The 18,155-nt window shown below is 35.9% G+C and carries 17 protein-coding genes; 11 read left to right on the forward strand and 6 right to left on the reverse strand.

Annotated features, from left to right (window positions below):
• Positions 1-14: 14 nt before the first annotated feature.
• The 4 genes from L2586_RS03480 to L2586_RS03495 are packed head-to-tail and all read right to left on the reverse strand — an operon-like array spanning position 15 to position 5,871.
• Positions 15-602 carry an anti-sigma factor family protein gene (locus tag L2586_RS03480; protein WP_235291382.1) on the reverse strand — a complete coding sequence of 196 codons (588 nt, stop codon included), beginning with the start codon at positions 600-602 and terminating at the stop codon, positions 15-17.
• Complete coding sequence (locus L2586_RS03485) at positions 599-1,195, reverse strand: sigma-70 RNA polymerase sigma factor region 4 domain-containing protein (protein WP_235291383.1); 597 nt, start codon at positions 1,193-1,195, stop codon at positions 599-601. The genes L2586_RS03480 and L2586_RS03485 overlap by 4 nt, the downstream gene beginning before the upstream one ends.
• Before the next feature lie 45 nt (positions 1,196-1,240).
• Positions 1,241-2,530: a serine hydrolase gene (locus L2586_RS03490; RefSeq protein WP_235291384.1), complete on the reverse strand. Its 1,290-nt coding sequence runs from the start codon at positions 2,528-2,530 to the stop codon at positions 1,241-1,243.
• 8 nt (positions 2,531-2,538) lie between these two features.
• A complete protein-coding gene (locus L2586_RS03495) occupies positions 2,539-5,871 on the reverse strand; it encodes a ThuA domain-containing protein (protein WP_235291385.1) in 3,333 nt (1,110 codons plus the stop codon).
• 94 nt (positions 5,872-5,965) lie between these two features.
• On the opposite strand from L2586_RS03495, the gene L2586_RS03500 reads away from it, so the two are divergent.
• Complete coding sequence (locus L2586_RS03500) at positions 5,966-6,739, forward strand: hypothetical protein (protein WP_235291386.1); 774 nt, start codon at positions 5,966-5,968, stop codon at positions 6,737-6,739.
• Positions 6,740-6,882: 143 nt separating this feature from the next.
• Positions 6,883-7,125: a 4a-hydroxytetrahydrobiopterin dehydratase gene (locus tag L2586_RS03505; protein WP_235291387.1), complete on the forward strand. Its 243-nt coding sequence runs from the start codon at positions 6,883-6,885 to the stop codon at positions 7,123-7,125.
• Positions 7,126-7,134: 9 nt separating this feature from the next.
• Here L2586_RS03505 and L2586_RS03510 read toward each other — a convergent pair whose 3' ends face one another.
• Positions 7,135-7,998, reverse strand: a complete 864-nt coding sequence (locus L2586_RS03510; RefSeq protein ID WP_235291389.1) for an ornithine cyclodeaminase family protein — start codon at positions 7,996-7,998, stop codon at positions 7,135-7,137.
• Between the two features lie 144 nt (positions 7,999-8,142).
• On the opposite strand from L2586_RS03510, the gene L2586_RS03515 reads away from it, so the two are divergent.
• Positions 8,143-10,644 (forward strand): MopE-related protein, encoded by a 2,502-nt coding sequence (locus L2586_RS03515; protein WP_235291390.1) that lies wholly within the window; start codon positions 8,143-8,145, stop codon positions 10,642-10,644.
• A gap of 75 nt (positions 10,645-10,719) precedes the next feature.
• On the opposite strand, the gene L2586_RS03520 is transcribed toward L2586_RS03515, so the two are convergent.
• The gene (locus tag L2586_RS03520; RefSeq protein ID WP_235291391.1) at positions 10,720-11,628 is read right to left on the reverse strand and encodes a helix-turn-helix domain-containing protein; all 909 of its coding nucleotides are present in this window, start codon (positions 11,626-11,628) and stop codon (positions 10,720-10,722) included.
• Positions 11,629-11,813: 185 nt separating this feature from the next.
• Here L2586_RS03520 and L2586_RS03525 point away from each other — a divergent pair, with 185 nt between their 5' ends.
• The 8 genes from L2586_RS03525 to L2586_RS03560 all read left to right on the forward strand — a co-directional run bounded on the left by L2586_RS03525 (position 11,814) and on the right by L2586_RS03560 (position 18,103).
• Positions 11,814-12,398 carry a DUF3244 domain-containing protein gene (locus L2586_RS03525; protein ID WP_235291392.1) on the forward strand — a complete coding sequence of 195 codons (585 nt, stop codon included), beginning with the start codon at positions 11,814-11,816 and terminating at the stop codon, positions 12,396-12,398.
• Between the two features lie 493 nt (positions 12,399-12,891).
• Entirely contained in the window at positions 12,892-13,476 is a 585-nt protein-coding gene (locus tag L2586_RS03530; protein WP_235291394.1) for a hypothetical protein, read from the forward strand.
• Positions 13,477-13,587: 111 nt separating this feature from the next.
• Complete coding sequence (locus tag L2586_RS03535) at positions 13,588-14,334, forward strand: phosphoglycerol geranylgeranyltransferase (RefSeq protein ID WP_235291396.1); 747 nt, start codon at positions 13,588-13,590, stop codon at positions 14,332-14,334.
• A 1-nt stretch (position 14,335) separates the two neighbouring features.
• The gene (gene rsgA / locus L2586_RS03540) at positions 14,336-15,292 is read left to right on the forward strand and encodes a ribosome small subunit-dependent GTPase A (protein WP_235291398.1); all 957 of its coding nucleotides are present in this window, start codon (positions 14,336-14,338) and stop codon (positions 15,290-15,292) included.
• Between the two features lie 294 nt (positions 15,293-15,586).
• The gene (locus L2586_RS03545; protein ID WP_235291399.1) at positions 15,587-16,162 is read left to right on the forward strand and encodes an RNA polymerase sigma factor; all 576 of its coding nucleotides are present in this window, start codon (positions 15,587-15,589) and stop codon (positions 16,160-16,162) included.
• On the forward strand, positions 16,163-16,351 hold the full coding sequence (locus L2586_RS03550; RefSeq protein ID WP_235291401.1) for a hypothetical protein: 189 nt from the start codon (positions 16,163-16,165) through the stop codon (positions 16,349-16,351).
• 8 nt (positions 16,352-16,359) lie between these two features.
• Positions 16,360-17,157, forward strand: a complete 798-nt coding sequence (locus tag L2586_RS03555; protein ID WP_235291403.1) for a mechanosensitive ion channel family protein — start codon at positions 16,360-16,362, stop codon at positions 17,155-17,157.
• Between the two features lie 10 nt (positions 17,158-17,167).
• Positions 17,168-18,103 (forward strand): DUF3078 domain-containing protein, encoded by a 936-nt coding sequence (locus L2586_RS03560; RefSeq protein WP_235291404.1) that lies wholly within the window; start codon positions 17,168-17,170, stop codon positions 18,101-18,103.
• The last annotated feature ends 52 nt before the right edge of the window (positions 18,104-18,155 follow it).

Genomic DNA, 18,155 nt, shown 5'->3' on the forward strand with positions numbered 1-18,155 from the left:
TGAATGGTCACAATTTATTCGGGCAATGCAATCCAAGTCTTAATCTTCTGAACTCGTTTATATTTTATATGGTCTTCTGATAGACTTGGCAGGTAGAAAAGCGCACTATCTCTTTCGCCTGCATTCAGGAACACCTCCGTTAACCAATAATTCCGGGTCGTTAAGTCTAAGGTATTTATGCTTTTTATTTGTGATGTCGCTTTATCAAGATCATCAGAATTTTTCCATTCTGCTATTGCTGAAGATAGAGAATCCATGCTTCCTCGCGTAATGGGCCAAATAGGCTCTGTGTATACTTCAGCGAAAAGCTCATTATTTCCTTGGCTACTTGCACTAAAAAAATAGATCGCTAAAGCACCCACGCCAAGTGCGACAATTAGCCAGATCCATTTCGATAATGAAAAGCTTCTTCGACTTTCATTTTCTAATGTTTCACGCATATCTATTTCCAATAAACCCTTAGATAGCTCTCGAGCTAGTAAGTAGTTATCGTAACGTTCTTTCAGCATTTTATTGGTAGCAAGTTCACTTTCGAATGCCACCAAACTATTACCGCTTAGCTCGCCATCTAAATATGCTTGTATTTTTTCGTCAGTTGTCATTTTCTTTTTAATAGCGATTTTAAATGCGGCCTCTCAGAAACATAATCTACCAGCTCCTTTAGACACTGATATTTCTTTTTCCTTGCCATCATATCACTTTTATAATTCATAGCATCTGCTATTTCTTTCATATTGTAGGAATTAGCCCATAAGCTTAAAACTTCCCTACAATTCTTCCCTAACTTATCTAATAACTCTTCGACTAGCTGCTTTTGTTCGAAATCAATCATGAGCTTTTCTGGAACTTCATAATCTATCCACATCTCTTGGTGCTCTTCTAATTCTACCGTACTCAACTTTCCTTTTCTCTCCTTAATGAAAGTATTCTTTCCTATCACTATGATGTAATTACGAAGATCAGAAGTCAATTCGAAATCAGGTCTCCTAATCACAGTAGACGCAAAAAGGATGAGAGAGTTATTAAAGATAGAATCAAAATTAGATGCTTGCCAACCTTGATTTCTAATCATTTTCTTGAAGCTATTCCTCAATTTCTGATCATGATATAGGTATACTAATGCTTCATCTCTGCCAGCCTTGCCCGACCGAATAAGTTCTAATAAATTATCTTTATCAAGCGGGCGTCCACTCATTAGGATTCAATTTGGGTAGATTATATGACCTCTAAATTAAAAAAACTACTTATAAACCATCTTAAACCTCGATAAATCAGGTATTTTATTCCTCGTTCTTCCCAACTCATACTCGTAAAACTTCCTTCCCAAGGCCGCTAAAAATGGAATTCCTACTTCATTGTACTCATACTGATCATCATTAAAGACCTGATTAGAATTGACATGAATCGTTGCTGCCAAGAAAAACTCAATGTTATTTTTAAAATCTACGATATATGCACAGTCTGTCAGATACCCATAGGCTCCACCTATTTTATTAAAGATCCGAATGTGTTCTGGAATACTTTCTTTTGTATCTCCAAACATAAAATACTTAACACTTGAGTCGAAAATTTGCTCCCCTTCATATATTGGCGCCAATGACTCTCCCGGATACATAGACATACTCTTATACAATAACTGATAATCCTCCGCCCGCAAATCAAGTTTCCCATCTTGCATAATCACAGAAATTAGGCTTTCTTGCAAATCTCTTAAAGCAATAAAATTTTTATTACTGAAATCAAATGGCTCACTAACTAGATCATTGTTTCCATTGATATAACCTCTCCCCTTCGAGGTATTTTTTAATTTCTCAAAACTCCACGCCTCCATATATTGAGCCGGCTGACTATAAACGGTACGTTCTCCATCGAAAAACCTAAATGAATTCGTATGTCTATTTTCTTCTTCATTAAAGGCAGGAGCACTTAATCTATGGACAATCCTAGAATTTCGGAAAATACCTTTAGACCTCATTTCCTTATTAATTGCTTCAGGACCCACAAATTCATACAACCGGTTATAAGCATCATTATCACTTACTAAAAACAGTTTGTGTATATAATGACCGATACTTGCACGGAAATCTATCGATGATGAATCATATAAAACCGCTGTCTGAGGTGGAACCCGCTCCGCATCTATTTCGAGTGCTGTATTAAAATCAACATCTATATTTTGCTTGTATAACTGATTCAATTTCTCTAATGCGAGAAATGCAACGGGCATTTTTGCTGAGGACGCTGGATAGAAATATGCACTTGAGTCTACACGAAATTCATAAGGAACTAGTTCAGCAACGCCATCTTCATCTCGATTAATTTGAACATAGCGAATTTGAACCTCATATTTTTCTGCATGTTCGAATACTTCATTCAAAAGTGAGTCTCCCTCGATATTCAGAAAATCAATTTCCCCAAGATCATTTTTTTCAGAACAAGCGCCTAGTAAAACAAAAAATCCAACGCACCAAATGAACATCCACTTGACCATCTGGTACGTCTTAGAATCTTTTATTTTGTTACATCTCATTAAGCTGATTATTTCTTAAATCTTAATTCCTGCAGTGCAAATGCTGGTTGATTAGGGTTATTACTTTTAAAATGAACATACAAATCATGTACTCCTTTTGCACCACTGATTTTTAATACATCCGCATTAAAAGCCGTCTTTTCTCCTTTTTTAATTTCAAGTGAACCGATAGACTTTCCATTCACACCATCTAGCTTCAGGTCCAAAGATCCACCAGCCATTTTACCATGATCTAAAAAGGTCAATAACTCAATAGATTGTATTTCCGTAAAATCCAATTTTTTATATAAAACATGGGACTGATCATCCGCCACTAATACGGAAACATCCTTCTTTAAATCTGAGTAATCTTTTGCTTTTAATTGCTCTCTTTTCACATCCTCCTTCGCATCGTAATCCATCGCCGAAAGATTAGAGTTTCTAAAAACCAAGGTCTCTGTTGTAGAAATAGGATCTGTTTTCGGAGCGCCATTATCTACATAGGAAGCATTCATTATAAAAACTCCACCCTTCTTTTTACCTTCTGGAATTTCAAGTTCATAACTACCTGCTATAGGCATCGCATCGGTATCTGTTTTTTCTTTCAAGTCTAAGATGTACTCTACCATTGACAAAACTTCTGCTGAAGATAATTGTGGGTGAGCTGCCATGGCTTGTTCTCCCCAGACGCCACCACCACCTTCGATAATTCTCTGCGAAAGATAACCAGGCGCTTTTTTATCATCTCTATACTTATTAGCAACGTCCATGTAAGAAGGTCCTATAGATTTAGCATTATCTTTATGACAAGAGTAGCAATCTGAATTTTTCATCGCTTTCATTCCAGGGTGTGAAGCAATAGCACTCATGTGTCCCATTGCAATTTCATTTCGATCATAGCCATTTTCTAAGTAATCAATATTTATCGCAACCGCTGAAGGATCTATTCCCTCGCCGATCTTTCCATCTTCTTTATCCGCTACACTCACTTTATAGTTAATCGGCTCGTTTTCGAAGTAGAAACTCTTATTTCCTTTTATGTCAATGTTTACTTTCGGTTGATCATTGCCAACCATTAATGGAATTTCTTTAGAACTAATACTGCCTGCCTTATCCTTAACTTCCAGTTTCACAATGTAGTTTCCTGGCTCAGTAAACGTATGTTCTAATTTGGCATTTTTACCGATCACTTCATCACCTACTTTCCATGTGTATGAAATTTTGTCCTTATCATAATCCAAACTCTTACCAGCGTCAAAACTAGCTGTCATCGGCGCAGCGCCTATCGTTTGGTCAATTTCAACTTCTGGAACTGGAGGTCTATTTCCACCATTAAACTTAAGATGCACTAATCGAGCATCAGCGTTCATAGAAAACCATGCAGTCCCATATTCTAATAGGTATATATTACCATCATTATTAATCACGATATCTGTCGGATTAGAAAATTTATGATTCGGGAGGAATCGCTCCATCGAAACAAAGTCTCCATCTTCATTCATCGTCGTTGCCATAAACCATCCTCTTATCCAATCATAAGTGAATAACTTACCATCATAGTACTTAGGAAGTTTGTGTTCCGACTCTGGATAATCATCATAATGATAAACGAAACCAGCCATGGCATTTCTTCCTCCAGCACCGACAAGTGGGAATTCCTCAGATTCTCCGTAAGGATAATAGATAAATGCTTTATTCGCTTTCGGAAGGACTTTTTTCCCAGTGTTAAACTTTGAATTATTAATAGGTCTTTCAGGGTTAAATTCTTCTCCTGTGGTTTTACGACCAAAATCGTACGCTCGATAAGGGATATTATCAGCGATGAATAATGGCCAGCCAAAGTATCCAGCTTCCCGTGCTTGATTCACTTCATCATATCCTCGAGGTCCTCTATTTTCATTGTCTTTACCTGCATCTGGACCTACATCTCCCCAGTATAAAAAATCAGTTTTAGGGTCAATGAAAAAACGGAATGGATTTCGGCAACCCATTACATATATTTCCGCCTTCGTACTGTCTGTAGCAGGAAACAAATTTCCCTCTGGGATAGTATATGTCCCATCATCTTGCGGCGTTATTCTTAAAATCCCTCCCCTGAAATCATTGGTACTTGAAGATGATCTTCTCGCATCAAAAGGAGCTCTACCTTCTCGATCATCGCTAGGCGAAAAGCCATTAGATTCGAAAGGATTCGTATCGTCACCCGCTGAAATGAACAAGTTCCCATGACTATCGAACTCTAAACCACCCGCAGAATGACAGCACTTCTCTCTTTGAACGGGGATCTTTATAATAATCTTCTCCGACGAGAGATCAATCTTTCCATCTTTAAATTCAAATCTAGAAACATACTGTGTCCACTCCTCGATTTTAGGACTATAAAATAGATAGACCCACTTGTTTTCTTCAAAATTTGGATCTAATGTTATTCCTAATAAACCGTCTTCGAATTCGGTGTGGACATCGATCTGATTAATTGTTTCTGTCGTTTTTTTTTTGCTATCGTAGTAACGAACCTCTCCTTTTCTCTGAATGTACATGATGTCATTATTCGGCATCATCACTAATTCCATCGGTTCGTCTAGATTCATTTCTAAGACCTCTTTTTGAAACCGGTTTGTCGCTGGAGCAACCGCCACACCATTATAGTTAGGTCGATTTTTACTTACCGACAGAATTCCACCTAAGATGTGCTTTAGGAAATTTTCTTCTGAGAAACTGGCTTCCGTATGACCTAATCCAGTGTAGAACATATTATCTCTAGTCCAAGCAATTGGATGATTTTCTCCATTTGTCCCTCCTTCATATGTTGTTTCATCAAGGTTAAGTAAAACCGTCATCTCAGGATTCAAGTTCTTAAAATTATAATATTCATCATCTCGATTCCAGACATCAGGTAGATGTGCGCACGATAGGTGTGTATCATTTTTCTTCTGAATATCTGCATTTTTGATCCCTGGTGGGTGTCCATTAAAATATCCTCCCACTAATTCCCCATACCATGGCCATTTATACTCCGTATCTGTTGCAGCATGAATTCCTACGAATCCACCTCCAGCTTGATAGTATCTCATAAATTCATATTGCTGCTCATCGTTAAAAATATCCCCAGTCGTACTTAAGAAAATAACTGCATTGTACTGAGAAAGTGAATCTTCGTTTATGATATCTGAATCCTCGGAATGATCCACTATGAATCCATTTTCCTTCCCTAACTTCCTTATTGCCTCCACTCCTGGCTCTATAGATTTATGGCGATAGCCTTCGGTTTTAGAAAATACTAAGACTCTAGTTTCTTTTTTCGCAGTATCACATGACACTAGAAAGAATAGGAGTCCAACAAGCAACAAAAAATTTTTCATTAAAGGTTTATTTGCGAAAGTTTATTAAACAAGTGAATATATAAAAAAGACGCCATTCATATAGTTTAATGCATCTATTCATTAAAGCAATCTTATGAAAAAGGTAATTTTTGATCTTAGATATCACCTCCTTACATTTTGTGCAGTGGCATTCTGCCTTTTTAGAACAACTCAGCCGCATAAATTCAAACCAGTAGTTAATCCATATAGTGAAATCGAAATCATTGATACGTTTACAAAATATTTAGAAAAAGATCTGTCCAGCGATTTTCATATGGCAAGTTTCCCAATAGGATACATTGGTCCGAAAGTCAAGCAAATCAATAATTACAATTCCATCAATTTTCGGGACTATGATCGTCCATTAAAGAAGAGCTTCAGAAATGCGAATCCAACAGATCTAAACATTTACGTAGATACCACTCGAATGATTGGTCGGACCAAGACCTTCTTCTCTTCGCCTCCACCATTAGAGACCTTAAAAAACAAAAAACTCAGCAAATCCTACATAAGATATCAAAAAACAAGCCTGATGTCACACCCCGTTTTTATTGAAAACTTAAGCAACGACACTTTACTATTAATGGGAGCTTTTCATTTGCATTTGGTAACGGAAGCAATTGATCTCTGTGGAGACTGGCAACCGATCCAGTCACCAATCAGATATAGTTGCGGAAATGGATTACCTCATCTATTCATACCCAATGGAGGAATTGCGTTATCATCTGCAATTATTACACATGGTGATTTCAAGACTAAATTAAGATTGAGATACGGTTATAACAACTTTATATATTCTAATGAATTCCAAGGTCATATTGATTACTCTCAATTTACGAAGATCAAATATCCACGAAGGTTTTATTAAATGTACCACGAGCGCAATATATAGGTATTAGTCGTTCCTTCATAAAGCTAAATTAAGTACATTTAACCAGAAATCGTAAGAGCATCAATGGAGAAAGACTAATGAACAATTAGTCAACTTTAGACCTTAGTAAAAGAAAAATCATGTGGAAAGAAGTAAATAATACCTTAACAACAGACTTAAAATTTAAGGATTTCAAAGAAGCCTTCGGATTTATGACAGAAGTAGCCCTTCATGTAGAATCCATGAATCATCACCCAGAATGGGAAAATGTCTACAATAAAGTAAAGATCACATTAACAACTCACGACGAAGGAAACACTGTCACTGAGAAAGATCGAAAATTGGCCAATAAAATAGAAGCAGCCTATCAGAAGTATAAGTAAACTACTATTTCACGCTACTTCATAAAAATAAATGGCAGCTGTCAGATCCTCGATTGCATGCCCTACAGACTTAAATAATGTCGGTTGCATGCTAGGTGAAACTTGGATCCTATTTCTGCATAATTCGAAAAGATTGCCTTTAATATCGTCTTCGGTTATTGTGCCTTCCTTTAATGGAATGGCAAGATCGCCACATTCCTTCATAGCCGGCGCATCATCAATGTAAATTTGACATTTCGAAATCAAGTCATCATCTGCTTCTCGCATATTCGGCTTGTACGATCCGACGAGATCAACATGTAGCGAACGAGTTACCCATTGACCTTTAAGAATAGGTTCGTAAGCATGTGTGGCACAAGAAACGATGTCAGCATCAGAAATTTCTTTCTCTAGGTCAATGTTTTCTTCATTGGCACGATTCCATATCACTACTTCGTCTAAGTTATAGTAGGCTTGATAAGCTTCCTTAAGGTGCATCGCGACCACTCCTTTACCAAGGATGACTAGCTTCTTAGGATTACTAACAAAATAAGTAGAAGCCAATACAGAAGTTACGGCAGTTCGAACCGCGGTGAGTTTCTTCGCATCGATAGAGGCCAAGTGATTACCATTGTTTACATCAAACAAATCAAACTTACCCTGAATGGTAGGAAGATTCTTCTGAGGATTATGCGGACATGCAATAATCTGCTTTAATCCATAATATCTATCATTCCATGCAGGCATAACTAAGCTGATATTATCATTAGGAAGGTCCAAGTGCAATCTCTTCGGCACGCTCACCTGCTCATCTGCAAATCCTGATTTCAACTGCGCAACCAGATCCTTATACCTTATCAATCTGCTGATGTCTTTTTCCGAAATTATCTTCATAAACTTTATAATCACTTTATTAAATGTAGCCAATTACACTTCGAAAGCTAAATGAAATGAATATTAATATTTCGCATGACATATCCGTAGATTTTCTTCGGTAGATTACCATGAGCATGTAACTTGGATACAAATTAGAAATGAATGAGGTTTGCAATTACAGTTATGGTTATGTTTCTAGGTCAATTTTTAAGCGGTCAGGATTGTGGCTGCACGATTAATCAAGTAGAAACTAATCAGGTTGAATCTTGTGATCTGGTGATCGGAGAAATTGTAAATGTTTCTACCGTTTCTGAATTTAGAGCTGCGATATACGAAGCGAATCAGACTGGCGGAAATAAAACAATTCTCATTGCAGATGGAACTTATGCTGTCGCATCGACCGCTTCCTATCCCTATATTACTGCCTCTAATATGGTGATTAGAAGTGCTTCTGGAAATCGAGATGCTGTAATTCTAACTGGCCAAGGAATGAAAGCTGTGAATGGAACAGAGATTGGGCTTTCCCTGCAAGGTGACAATATTACGGTGGCAGACCTAACTATTAAAGAAGTGGGCAATCATGGTATATCTTTGAATTCTAATAATAATCTGATTCACAATGTTAGAATTCAGAACACGTTCGAGCAAATGATTAAAGGGACCAGTCAAGATGGAGGCTCAGACGATTGTATTGTTCAGTGTTCTTTATTTGAATACACCGCTGGGATCGGTCCTCAGTTTTACATCGGAGGGCTAGACATTCATGATGGAGACAACTGGATCGTTCGTGATAATATATTTAAGAGTATAGCAAGTCCATCTGGATCGCAAGCGGAACATGCCGTTCATTTCTGGAATAACTCTTCTAATAATATTGTGGAGCGCAATCTAATGTATAATTGTGACAGGGGCGTCGGATTCGGTTTAGGACAGAATAGTGCTAATGAAGGTGGAATCATTAGGAACAACATGATCACAAATGATGGCGCCGGACCATTTAATGATGTGGGAATCGGTCTGGAAAGCTCGCCGAACACCAAGGTTTATAACAATACCATTTTCATCTCCTACCAAAATTCAATAGAGTATCGATTTTCATCTACAACCAATGTAGATATCCAAAACAATCTTACCAATAAAAGGATTTGGCTTAGAAATAATGGAAGTGGAAATGTAGAGAATAATGTAACCAATGCAGTAGAGGATTGGTTTGTGAGTACATCTACTGGAAATCTTCGGCTTGCATCCGCACGTGCTAACATTATAGATCAAGGTGCCGATCTAGCAGAAGTAACGGATGATATTGATCAAAGAAGTCGACCACTTGACAGCGGGATTGATCTAGGAGCACATGAGTTTTTTGTTGGAGGAGCAGTGGATGCTGACAATGATGGTTTCAATTCTGATATCGATTGTGATGATAACAACGCAAGTGTAAATCCTGACGCAACTGAAATTCCCAATAATGACATAGACGAAGATTGCGATGGTGTTTCACTGATCATTGATGAGGACAACGATGGGTTTAATTCTGATCAAGATTGCGACGACACAAATGCTGCTATCAATCCGGATGCTATGGAAATTCCGAATAATAACATTGACGAAAATTGTGATGGAATCCTAAGCGTTACGGATGCTGACAATGATGGATTCAATTCCGATATCGATTGTGATGATAACAACGCAAGTGTAAATCCTGACGCAACGGAAATTCCCAATAATGACGTAGACGAAGATTGCGATGGTGTTGCGCTGATCATTGATGAGGACAACGATGGGTTCAATTCTGATCAAGATTGCGACGACACAAATGCTGCTATCAATCCGGATGCTATGGAAATTCCCAACAATAACATTGACGAAAATTGTGATGGAATCCTAAGCGTTACAGATGCTGACAATGACGGTTTCAACTCTGATGTCGATTGCGATGATAACAACGCAAGTGTAAATCCTGACGCAACGGAAATTCCCAATAATGACATAGACGAAGATTGCGATGGTGTTGCGCTGATCATTGATGAGGACAACGATGGGTTCAATTCTGATCAAGATTGCGACGACACAAATGCTGCCATCAATCCGGATGCTATGGAAATTCCCAATAATAACATTGACGAAAATTGTGATGGAATCTTAAGCGTTACGGATGCTGACAATGATGGTTTCAACTCTGATGTCGATTGTGATGATAACAACGCAAGTGTAAATCCTGACGCAACTGAAATTCCCAATAATGAAATAGACGAGGACTGCGATGGTGTTACGCTGATCATTGATGAGGACAACGATGGGTTCAATTCTGATCAAGATTGCGACGACACAAATGCTGCTATCAATCCGGATGCTATGGAAATTCCCAACAATAACATTGACGAAAATTGTGATGGGGAAGATTTAACCACTGGAATAGAAGAATGGCAGCTTGGAAATGTGGCCATCTATCCAAATCCCGTTTCTGACCAATTAGTTATCGATCATATAAAAGGTGCTTATTCAGCGACAATACTAAGCATGGATGGCAGGAAAGTTTATTTCAGGTCAAATTTATTAGGCGAAACACATCTAGAATTAAACAGTCTGCATAAAGGTGTATACTTTTTAAAACTGAAAGTGGAAAAGAATAATGAAGAGAAAGTTTTCAGACTAATTAAAATCTAATAAAACTCTAAGACAACCTAAATAACACTATTCAGGCACGCATTAAATTATTCAAAGCAAAATCTTTCTGCTTACTTACAATTGCACTACTTTATATAAGGTCTTCTTATATTCTGAAGGGCTCTTTCCAGTAATCCGCTTAAATGATTTCGTAAAATGTGAGAAATTATTGAACCCGCTTGAAAAGCAGATTTCCGTAATAGACATCTGATCTTCTGCTAGAAGCTTAGAGGCATGGACAATTCTAAATTCCATCAAGAACTCAGAAAACGTCTTCCCTGCCATCTTCTTGAAATACCTACTAAACGAGGGAATAGACATCGAGACTGCTTCTGCTATTTCTTCGAGGTAGATTTTCTCCTCGAAGTGACCTCTAATGAAATCATAGATTAGATCCATTCGGTCATTATCCTGTGGATTCATGACTAGGGCTAGTCCATCATTCGCATTTAGTAATTCATACTCTTGAGAAAGTGCTAAGTTCTGAAGGATTCTAAGGAGTTGTAATAATTGATCAAACTTTATCTTTACCCAATTAAAATCTTTTAGTAAGATCCCAACTTCATCCTTAGTCCTTCCGTAGAAAGAAATTCCTGATTTGGCTCTTTCTAATAAAGACTTTATATCTCTCATTTCTGTACGATCAAAAAATTCCGCACCCATAAAATCCAACTTAAACTGAACAACGACTTCAGATTCATCTCCAGTTAATCGATCACCGAAACCTACATGGGGCAGATTCGGACCGATTAATACCAAGTCTCCGTCATTATAATAGGATAGATGGTTCCCAATATGCCTTTTCCCAGAACTCTTCTCAACATAAACCAACTCTATTTCAGGATGATAGTGCCAGAAAGGTTGATTACTTGCACTCTTTTCAGCGAATAATTTATAGGTGAAGGAATTACCAAAATTAGGCTCAACCATCTCTAAAATTGGGGAATTATATTCCTTTGAAATATTCTTACTAGACTCGCTCATAATTACAAATTATATTTTGCCTTTTAATTACTATATGCACTTTTATCATATTGTTAAATATAAATATAATAATATTTTGACAAAATACCACATATATGTGATATGATAAGCACAATTTTAAGCTAATGTTGTTCGTACTTTTGCGCCCGCTTAAAAATTTTCTTTAAGCCACAAATAATAATGGAATGAGAATAACAATGGAAAAATTAGTAGTATTAGTAGTTGTGATTTTATCAGCAACTTCAATTTATGCAGGAAATTACGCAAATGTAATTTTCGAGAAGGACAAAACTTTTGTTCTTGATTTGAATGATAAGGAAAATCCTTACGTTGAAATCGAAATTAGAGATCTTAATGGAAAAGTACTTCATTCAGAAAACTATCAAACGCTAAGTATAGCTTCTAAAAAGTATAACTTAAAGAACTTGCCTAACGGTACTTATGAAATGGTTATACAAAGTAAAATGGGAAAAACAATCTACCCAATGACGGTAACTTTTGATGGTGTAAAAATGTCACCAGTAAGTAATCACGTTAACTTTAAGCCAATTATCACTTACGAAAACGACTTAATTGAGTTTAGTCAGTTAACATTAGGAAGAGATGTAACTTTTACACTATCTGACAAGGAAGGAATATTTTATACTAAGAACTATAAAAATGAAGCAAGTATAAACGCCAACTTTAGTGCTTCGAAATTACCTGCAGGTGACTATACGGTTACGATTACAAGTAATGATCAAGACCATACTTACAGCTTTAAAAAATAATATCAATCCCAATGGATATAAAGGCCTGTTCTTTCATTAGAGCAGGTTTTTTTTATTTATACCAAAAAGAAAGATGCGCGACATCCAGTTTCATCAATTACGCATCTTACCAAATACCAATAATTCAAAATATTCTTAAAACAATTCATATTCACCTTTTTCACTTGACCACCCCACCTTTATCAAAATCACTCGACGATGACTATATTCAATATACACAAAGAAGAATCAGCACTATTTAGCCCAACTTTTAATATGATTGGTAATTACCATCCTTTGTAAATATTGTTTTTACACTTCTTAAGAGTGGCGAAATTAAATACCGCCCAATATTAACATAGTGTGCTTTTATTGTAAACATAATATTAATAACTAACCGAGATTGATATAATAACACACATTTATGTAAAAATAAGCAAAGTCTTAAGTAAAGCATGCCCTTATATTTGTATCAGATTTAAATATTATTTTTTAATCAAGTAAATAATAAGACATGAAACTATTAATGAGAAATTTAATCGTATTAACAATTTTAATCCTTTCAGCTAGTTCTACATTTGCAGAAAAATATCCGAAAGTTAATTTTGACGAAAACAAAACTTTGTTCGTTAACTTGAATGATTGGGCTGGACTAAACATCGATATTGAAATCCGTGATTTAAAAGGAGAAGTATTACACGAAAGTCAAGTACAGAAAGGAGCAACATTGACAAAAAAATATAATCTTAAAAACCTTCCTGTAGGGCAATATGAATTAATTCTTCATAGCGATATGAAAAAAGCAATCTACCCAATAGAGGTGACTGAAAATGCAGTTAAAATGTTACCTGTAGAGAATCCAGTTGTTTTCAAACCTATGGTTGCATACAAAAACAACAATATTGAATTCAATCAATTAGCACTGGGAAGAACTGTAACCTTTACTATTACTGATAGAACAGGGACATTTTTCACAAAGACGTTTCAGAATGAAGCAAGCATCAACACAAAATTTGATGTAGCGAAATTACCTGTTGGTAATTATACAGTTGCAGTTATTGGTAAGAACCAATATGATACTTACTTCTTCCAGAAATAAATAAATAAATAAAGCACATACCATTTAAAAGGCTTGTTCATTACGAACAAGCCTTTTTTTATGCGCCTTCTTTTAAAGGACCCAATATTCTTTTTTTGTATCTTTACCCTGATGATCTACAATAATCTAATAGAAGCAAAAAAGAATGGGCAGAAAAAGCTCGCTGTGCTTATCGATCCTGATAAACTCAGATTGAATTCTATGGACCACATCATAAGGAACTCTGTCGATCACAATATCGACTACTTCTTTATCGGTGGCAGCCTTATTGTAAACGATCAGCTCGATGAAGTCTTAGGTAAATTAAAGGAAGCCTGTGATATACCCCTTATATTATTCCCAGGAAATTCAATGCAATTAAGCTATAAAGCAGATGCGATTCTTTTCCTTTCATTGATTTCAGGAAGAAATCCAGAGTTACTTATCGGCACTCATGTCATCTCCGCTCCTTATCTTAAGTTAAGTCCTTTAGAAGTTATTTCTACTGGGTATATGAATATAGATGGTGGTGTAAGTACTACAGTAAGTTACATGAGTAACACTAATCCAATCCCGAAAGATAAAAATGACATTGCAGTATGCACTGCTATAGCAGGAGAAATGCTCGGAATGAAAACCATTTATCTTGATTCAGGATCTGGAGCTAAGTTCCCCGTTTCCAAAGAAATGATAGAATCTGTTCACGGAGCAGTAGACATTCCCATTATTACAGGAGGAGGAATTAGAAATCCTGAAAAAGCATTTGAAAATATTTCAGCGGGAGCTGATGTCATTGTAATCGGGAATGCAATAGAAAATGATCCAGGCTTAGTTGCAGAAATGGCAGCAGCAGTCCATTCTAAAAACTTAAAAGTCTAATTTGAAAAAAGAAGGAATAGTCTTTAGATCTACCGGCAGCTGGTATGATGTTAAAACTGAAGATGGAGAATCTATTCAGTGCAGAATAGTAGGTAAGTTTAGATTAGGTAATTTAAAAATAACTAATCCTGTTGCCGTAGGCGATGTTGTTATTGTAACAATCGAAGAAGGAGATGACGAAGGGATAGGCAGTATCATAGAAATAAAAAACAGGACAAACTATGTTATCCGGCAAAGTCCACGAAAAAAACACCAACTACACCTTCTCGCTTCTAATGTAGACCAGTCTATATGCGTCATGACAATTGCACAACCGAAGTTAAAACAAGGATTTATCGATCGGTATTTATTAATGACCGAGCCTTATAATATACCTACAAGAGTAATATTTAATAAAGCAGATATCTACTCAGAAGGCGATCTGAATGTATATCTATATCTAAAGGATATTTACGAGAAAATCGGCCATCCATGTCACCTTGTTTCAGCCATTACAGGGGAAGGGATCGCGGAATTACGAGCTGCACTTCAAGATAAAACAACACTTATCGGTGGCCAATCTGGTGTAGGAAAGTCAACCTTAATCAATGCAATAGAACCACACCTAGCGTTAAGAACTGATGATATTTCAGAATATACTGGAAAAGGACAGCATACTACCACTTTTGCAGAAATGTTCGAATTAACGGGCGGTGGCAGGATCATCGATACTCCTGGTATCAAAACGCTCGCTTTTTCACATTTTGAGCCGTTAGATGTTGCCCACAATTTTAAAGAAATATTCAAATTTTCAGAAAATTGCAAGTTTTCTAATTGTATGCACAGAGACGAACCGAGCTGTGCTGTAAAGGCTGCCGTAGAAGATGGCGAAATTAGTGAACTGAGATATATGAACTATCTGCAGATTTTAGAAGAAATAGAAGATCAAAATTACTGGGAAAGACACTCAGATATGTAAGTTTTATATCTTTGCACTATGCCGTATGTATCCAGAAAGAAATATAAGAGTAGAAGAGAGAAAAGATTAACTTCTACAAGAATAATAAAAATTATTCTAGTCACTGCTGTGCTCCTAATAACGGTACTTCTAATTATGAATTGGACATATATTAAAGATTATATCATCACATCATTCTATTAGCGTGTTACTTTTTGCAGACTTCCCGTCTAAATATAGAATATTACAAAGAATCATCTTATTTTCGAGTTTCAAGAGAATAGATAACGCGTGATATTATTATTAAATCCCTTATTGTCAAATATTTCAGATGCTTCTACGGATGAAGTTCTGGTAGAGAAATATTTGAACACACAAAGAGGGGCATATTTTGACATATTATATAAAAGGTATTCCGCAAAGGTTTATGCTAGAAGTATTTCAATGTTGAAAGACGCAGAATTAGCTCAAGATGCTGTTCAGGAAATTTTTATTAAAGTCCTAACAAGCATCTCTAAATTTCAGGGCAAGTCTAAGTTTTCATCTTGGTTATACTCTATTACATATAACTATTGTATTGATTTAATTCGAAAGAATAAGAAAATTAAAACAGTAGCTATGGATAAGCTTGGCGAAATAGAAGATATGCATGGAGATATAGATGACAAAGAATTAATGGAAACTAAATTCGAACAGTTAAAAGTCGTCTTAAATGAAATGCCCGCGCAAGACAAAACTATTTTGCTCATGAAATACCAAGATAATATGTCCATTAGAGAAATAGGCGAATTAAATGGTAAATCAGAAAGTGCAACTAAAATGCAAATTAAAAGAGCGAAGCAAAAGTTTATGGTTTTAAGAACCGATTTGTTTCCTGCAGAGATATATTAAATGAAAAATAATTTTTTAAAATTAGAAGAAGATCTAATCGTTCAGCACGGTACACCGCCGGACGAAGTAAAAGAGAAGATAGACAACTCTTTTAGTCTAATTAGATTTCTAGCTGATATATTAGAATTATTTGTTCCGAAATTAATTCAAGCAATCGTTAGTTTATCTGGCGGCAAAAAAGAGGATTAACTATGAATATGACAGGCGCACTTACTGACTTATTAAAAGGATTTATTGACTTTGTACCGAACCTAATGGGAGCTCTTATGGTCCTCCTTGTCGGATTCATCATCGCACGTGTACTTAGAAAAATAATAAGAATTGCATTAGAAAAAGCAAAAGTGGATGTGCTTGGTGAAAAGTTAAATGATATTGATATCATTGAGAAGTCAAAGGTTAAAATTAAATTAAGTGCTATTTTTTCAAAGCTGATTTATTTTATACTGATGCTTTTCGTTTGGGTTGCAGCAACAGATGTACTAGGTATGGAAGCCATTTCTAATCTGGTAACTGATATTTTCACTTTCATCCCGAATCTGTTAGTAGCCTTTATCATTTTAATCATTGGGTTATTACTCGGTGATATAATCAGAAAAGCAGTTGTAACTGCTTGTGAATCTTTAGGAATACCATCCGCTAAGTTGATCGCAAGTTTAGTTTTCTATTTCATATTTATAAATATTATCATTAGCGCGCTTTCGCAAGCTAAAATCAATGTAGAATTTTTATCACAGAATATATCGCTAGTCATCGGAGGTGCAGTACTTGCATTTTCTATTGGGTATGGCTTAGCCGCGAAAGAAATTTTGGCCAACTTCTTAGCATCCTTCTATGGAAAAAATTTATTCAAATTAGGAGATCAAGTAAAAATAGATGGTGTAGAAGGCGAAGTTATTGCCATCGAAAGATCTAGTGTTACATTATTATCTGAAGGAAAACAAATTATTATTCCTTTCAGTAGAGCAATTAATAACAAAATTGAAAAAACTATTTAAATTATATTTTATGAGAAATGTACTGACAATTATTATGTTTTTTGCCTGTATAGGCATCGTGTCAAATATCCAAGCGCAAACAGAAGCTGAAGTTGCTCAAATGGTTATAGACAAGACCGCCAAAGAAGCTGAAGCTGCAAAAATTAAAGGAGAATTAGATGCTGTTATGGCAGAAATTGCTGGCTTAAAAGCAGCTATCGATAAAACTATCAAATGGAGATTTGGGTCAGGAGGACTACTTGGCTTAGATATCAATAATTTTAATAACTGGGCGCCTAAGCCAGATTTAAATTCTTCTGCACAATCTATTTCTTTTTCTTACAATGGATTTGCTAACTTAATTGAAGATAAATACTTCTGGAGAAATAATGGTGGACTTAACCTTGGATGGTTAAAATATGATGAGGACTCACAAACAACAGGTGATGATGATGGCTTCGATCAAGTAGCGGATATCTTCAATGTTCAGTCCTTATTTGGTTACAACCTTACTAAAAACTTAGCGCTATCTGCTTTAGGTGAATACAGAACAACTTTATTGAGCAACTTCAACAATCCTGGATTTTTAGATATGGGAGTTGGTTTCACTTACACTCCGATACCTAACTTCGTATTAGTTGTTCACCCACTTAACTATAACTTTATATTTGCAAAAGAAGCAACAGATTTCACATCTTCTTTAGGTGCAAAAGTGGTAGCTGACTACAATACTAAAATTGCAGACATTGTTACTTGGAGATCTAACTTATCTGGATTCTTAAGTTATGAAGGTACTGACTTATCTAATTATACTTGGATCAATGGTTTCAACTTTGCAGCATACAAAGGAATTGGTATTGGATTCGAATTAGGACTTAGATGGTACCCACAAGAGACAGAAGCTAGAAGTTTAGAATCTGCATTCCAGAATTATTACCAGGTTGGAATTTCTTACACGATACAATAAAGAACAACTTTTAAGAAAAGATATAAAGAGCCTCCATGTGAGGCTCTTTTTT

The sequence above is a fragment of the Portibacter lacus genome, from assembly GCF_021533215.1.
Lineage (GTDB): Bacteria > Bacteroidota > Bacteroidia > Chitinophagales > Saprospiraceae > Portibacter > Portibacter lacus.

Bases quoted from the DNA above. Each gene is read 5' to 3' on its own strand.
- L2586_RS03555 (WP_235291403.1), top strand. From the start codon at position 16,360: ATGACAGGCGCACTTACTGACTTATTAAAAGGATTTATTGACTTTGTA.
- L2586_RS03515 (WP_235291390.1), top strand. From the start codon at position 8,143: ATGAGGTTTGCAATTACAGTTATGGTTATGTTTCTAGGTCAATTTTTA.
- L2586_RS03520 (WP_235291391.1), bottom strand. From the start codon at position 11,628: ATGAGCGAGTCTAGTAAGAATATTTCAAAGGAATATAATTCCCCAATT.
- L2586_RS03525 (WP_235291392.1), top strand. From the start codon at position 11,814: ATGAGAATAACAATGGAAAAATTAGTAGTATTAGTAGTTGTGATTTTA.
- L2586_RS03510 (WP_235291389.1), bottom strand. From the start codon at position 7,998: ATGAAGATAATTTCGGAAAAAGACATCAGCAGATTGATAAGGTATAAG.
- L2586_RS03505 (WP_235291387.1), top strand. From the start codon at position 6,883: ATGTGGAAAGAAGTAAATAATACCTTAACAACAGACTTAAAATTTAAG.
- L2586_RS03560 (WP_235291404.1), top strand. From the start codon at position 17,168: ATGAGAAATGTACTGACAATTATTATGTTTTTTGCCTGTATAGGCATC.
- L2586_RS03550 (WP_235291401.1), top strand. From the start codon at position 16,163: ATGAAAAATAATTTTTTAAAATTAGAAGAAGATCTAATCGTTCAGCAC.
- L2586_RS03500 (WP_235291386.1), top strand. From the start codon at position 5,966: ATGAAAAAGGTAATTTTTGATCTTAGATATCACCTCCTTACATTTTGT.
- L2586_RS03485 (WP_235291383.1), bottom strand. From the start codon at position 1,195: ATGAGTGGACGCCCGCTTGATAAAGATAATTTATTAGAACTTATTCGG.
- L2586_RS03530 (WP_235291394.1), top strand. From the start codon at position 12,892: ATGAAACTATTAATGAGAAATTTAATCGTATTAACAATTTTAATCCTT.
- L2586_RS03495 (WP_235291385.1), bottom strand. From the start codon at position 5,871: ATGAAAAATTTTTTGTTGCTTGTTGGACTCCTATTCTTTCTAGTGTCA.
- L2586_RS03535 (WP_235291396.1), top strand. From the start codon at position 13,588: ATGATCTACAATAATCTAATAGAAGCAAAAAAGAATGGGCAGAAAAAG.
- L2586_RS03490 (WP_235291384.1), bottom strand. From the start codon at position 2,530: ATGAGATGTAACAAAATAAAAGATTCTAAGACGTACCAGATGGTCAAG.
- L2586_RS03480 (WP_235291382.1), bottom strand. From the start codon at position 602: ATGACAACTGACGAAAAAATACAAGCATATTTAGATGGCGAGCTAAGC.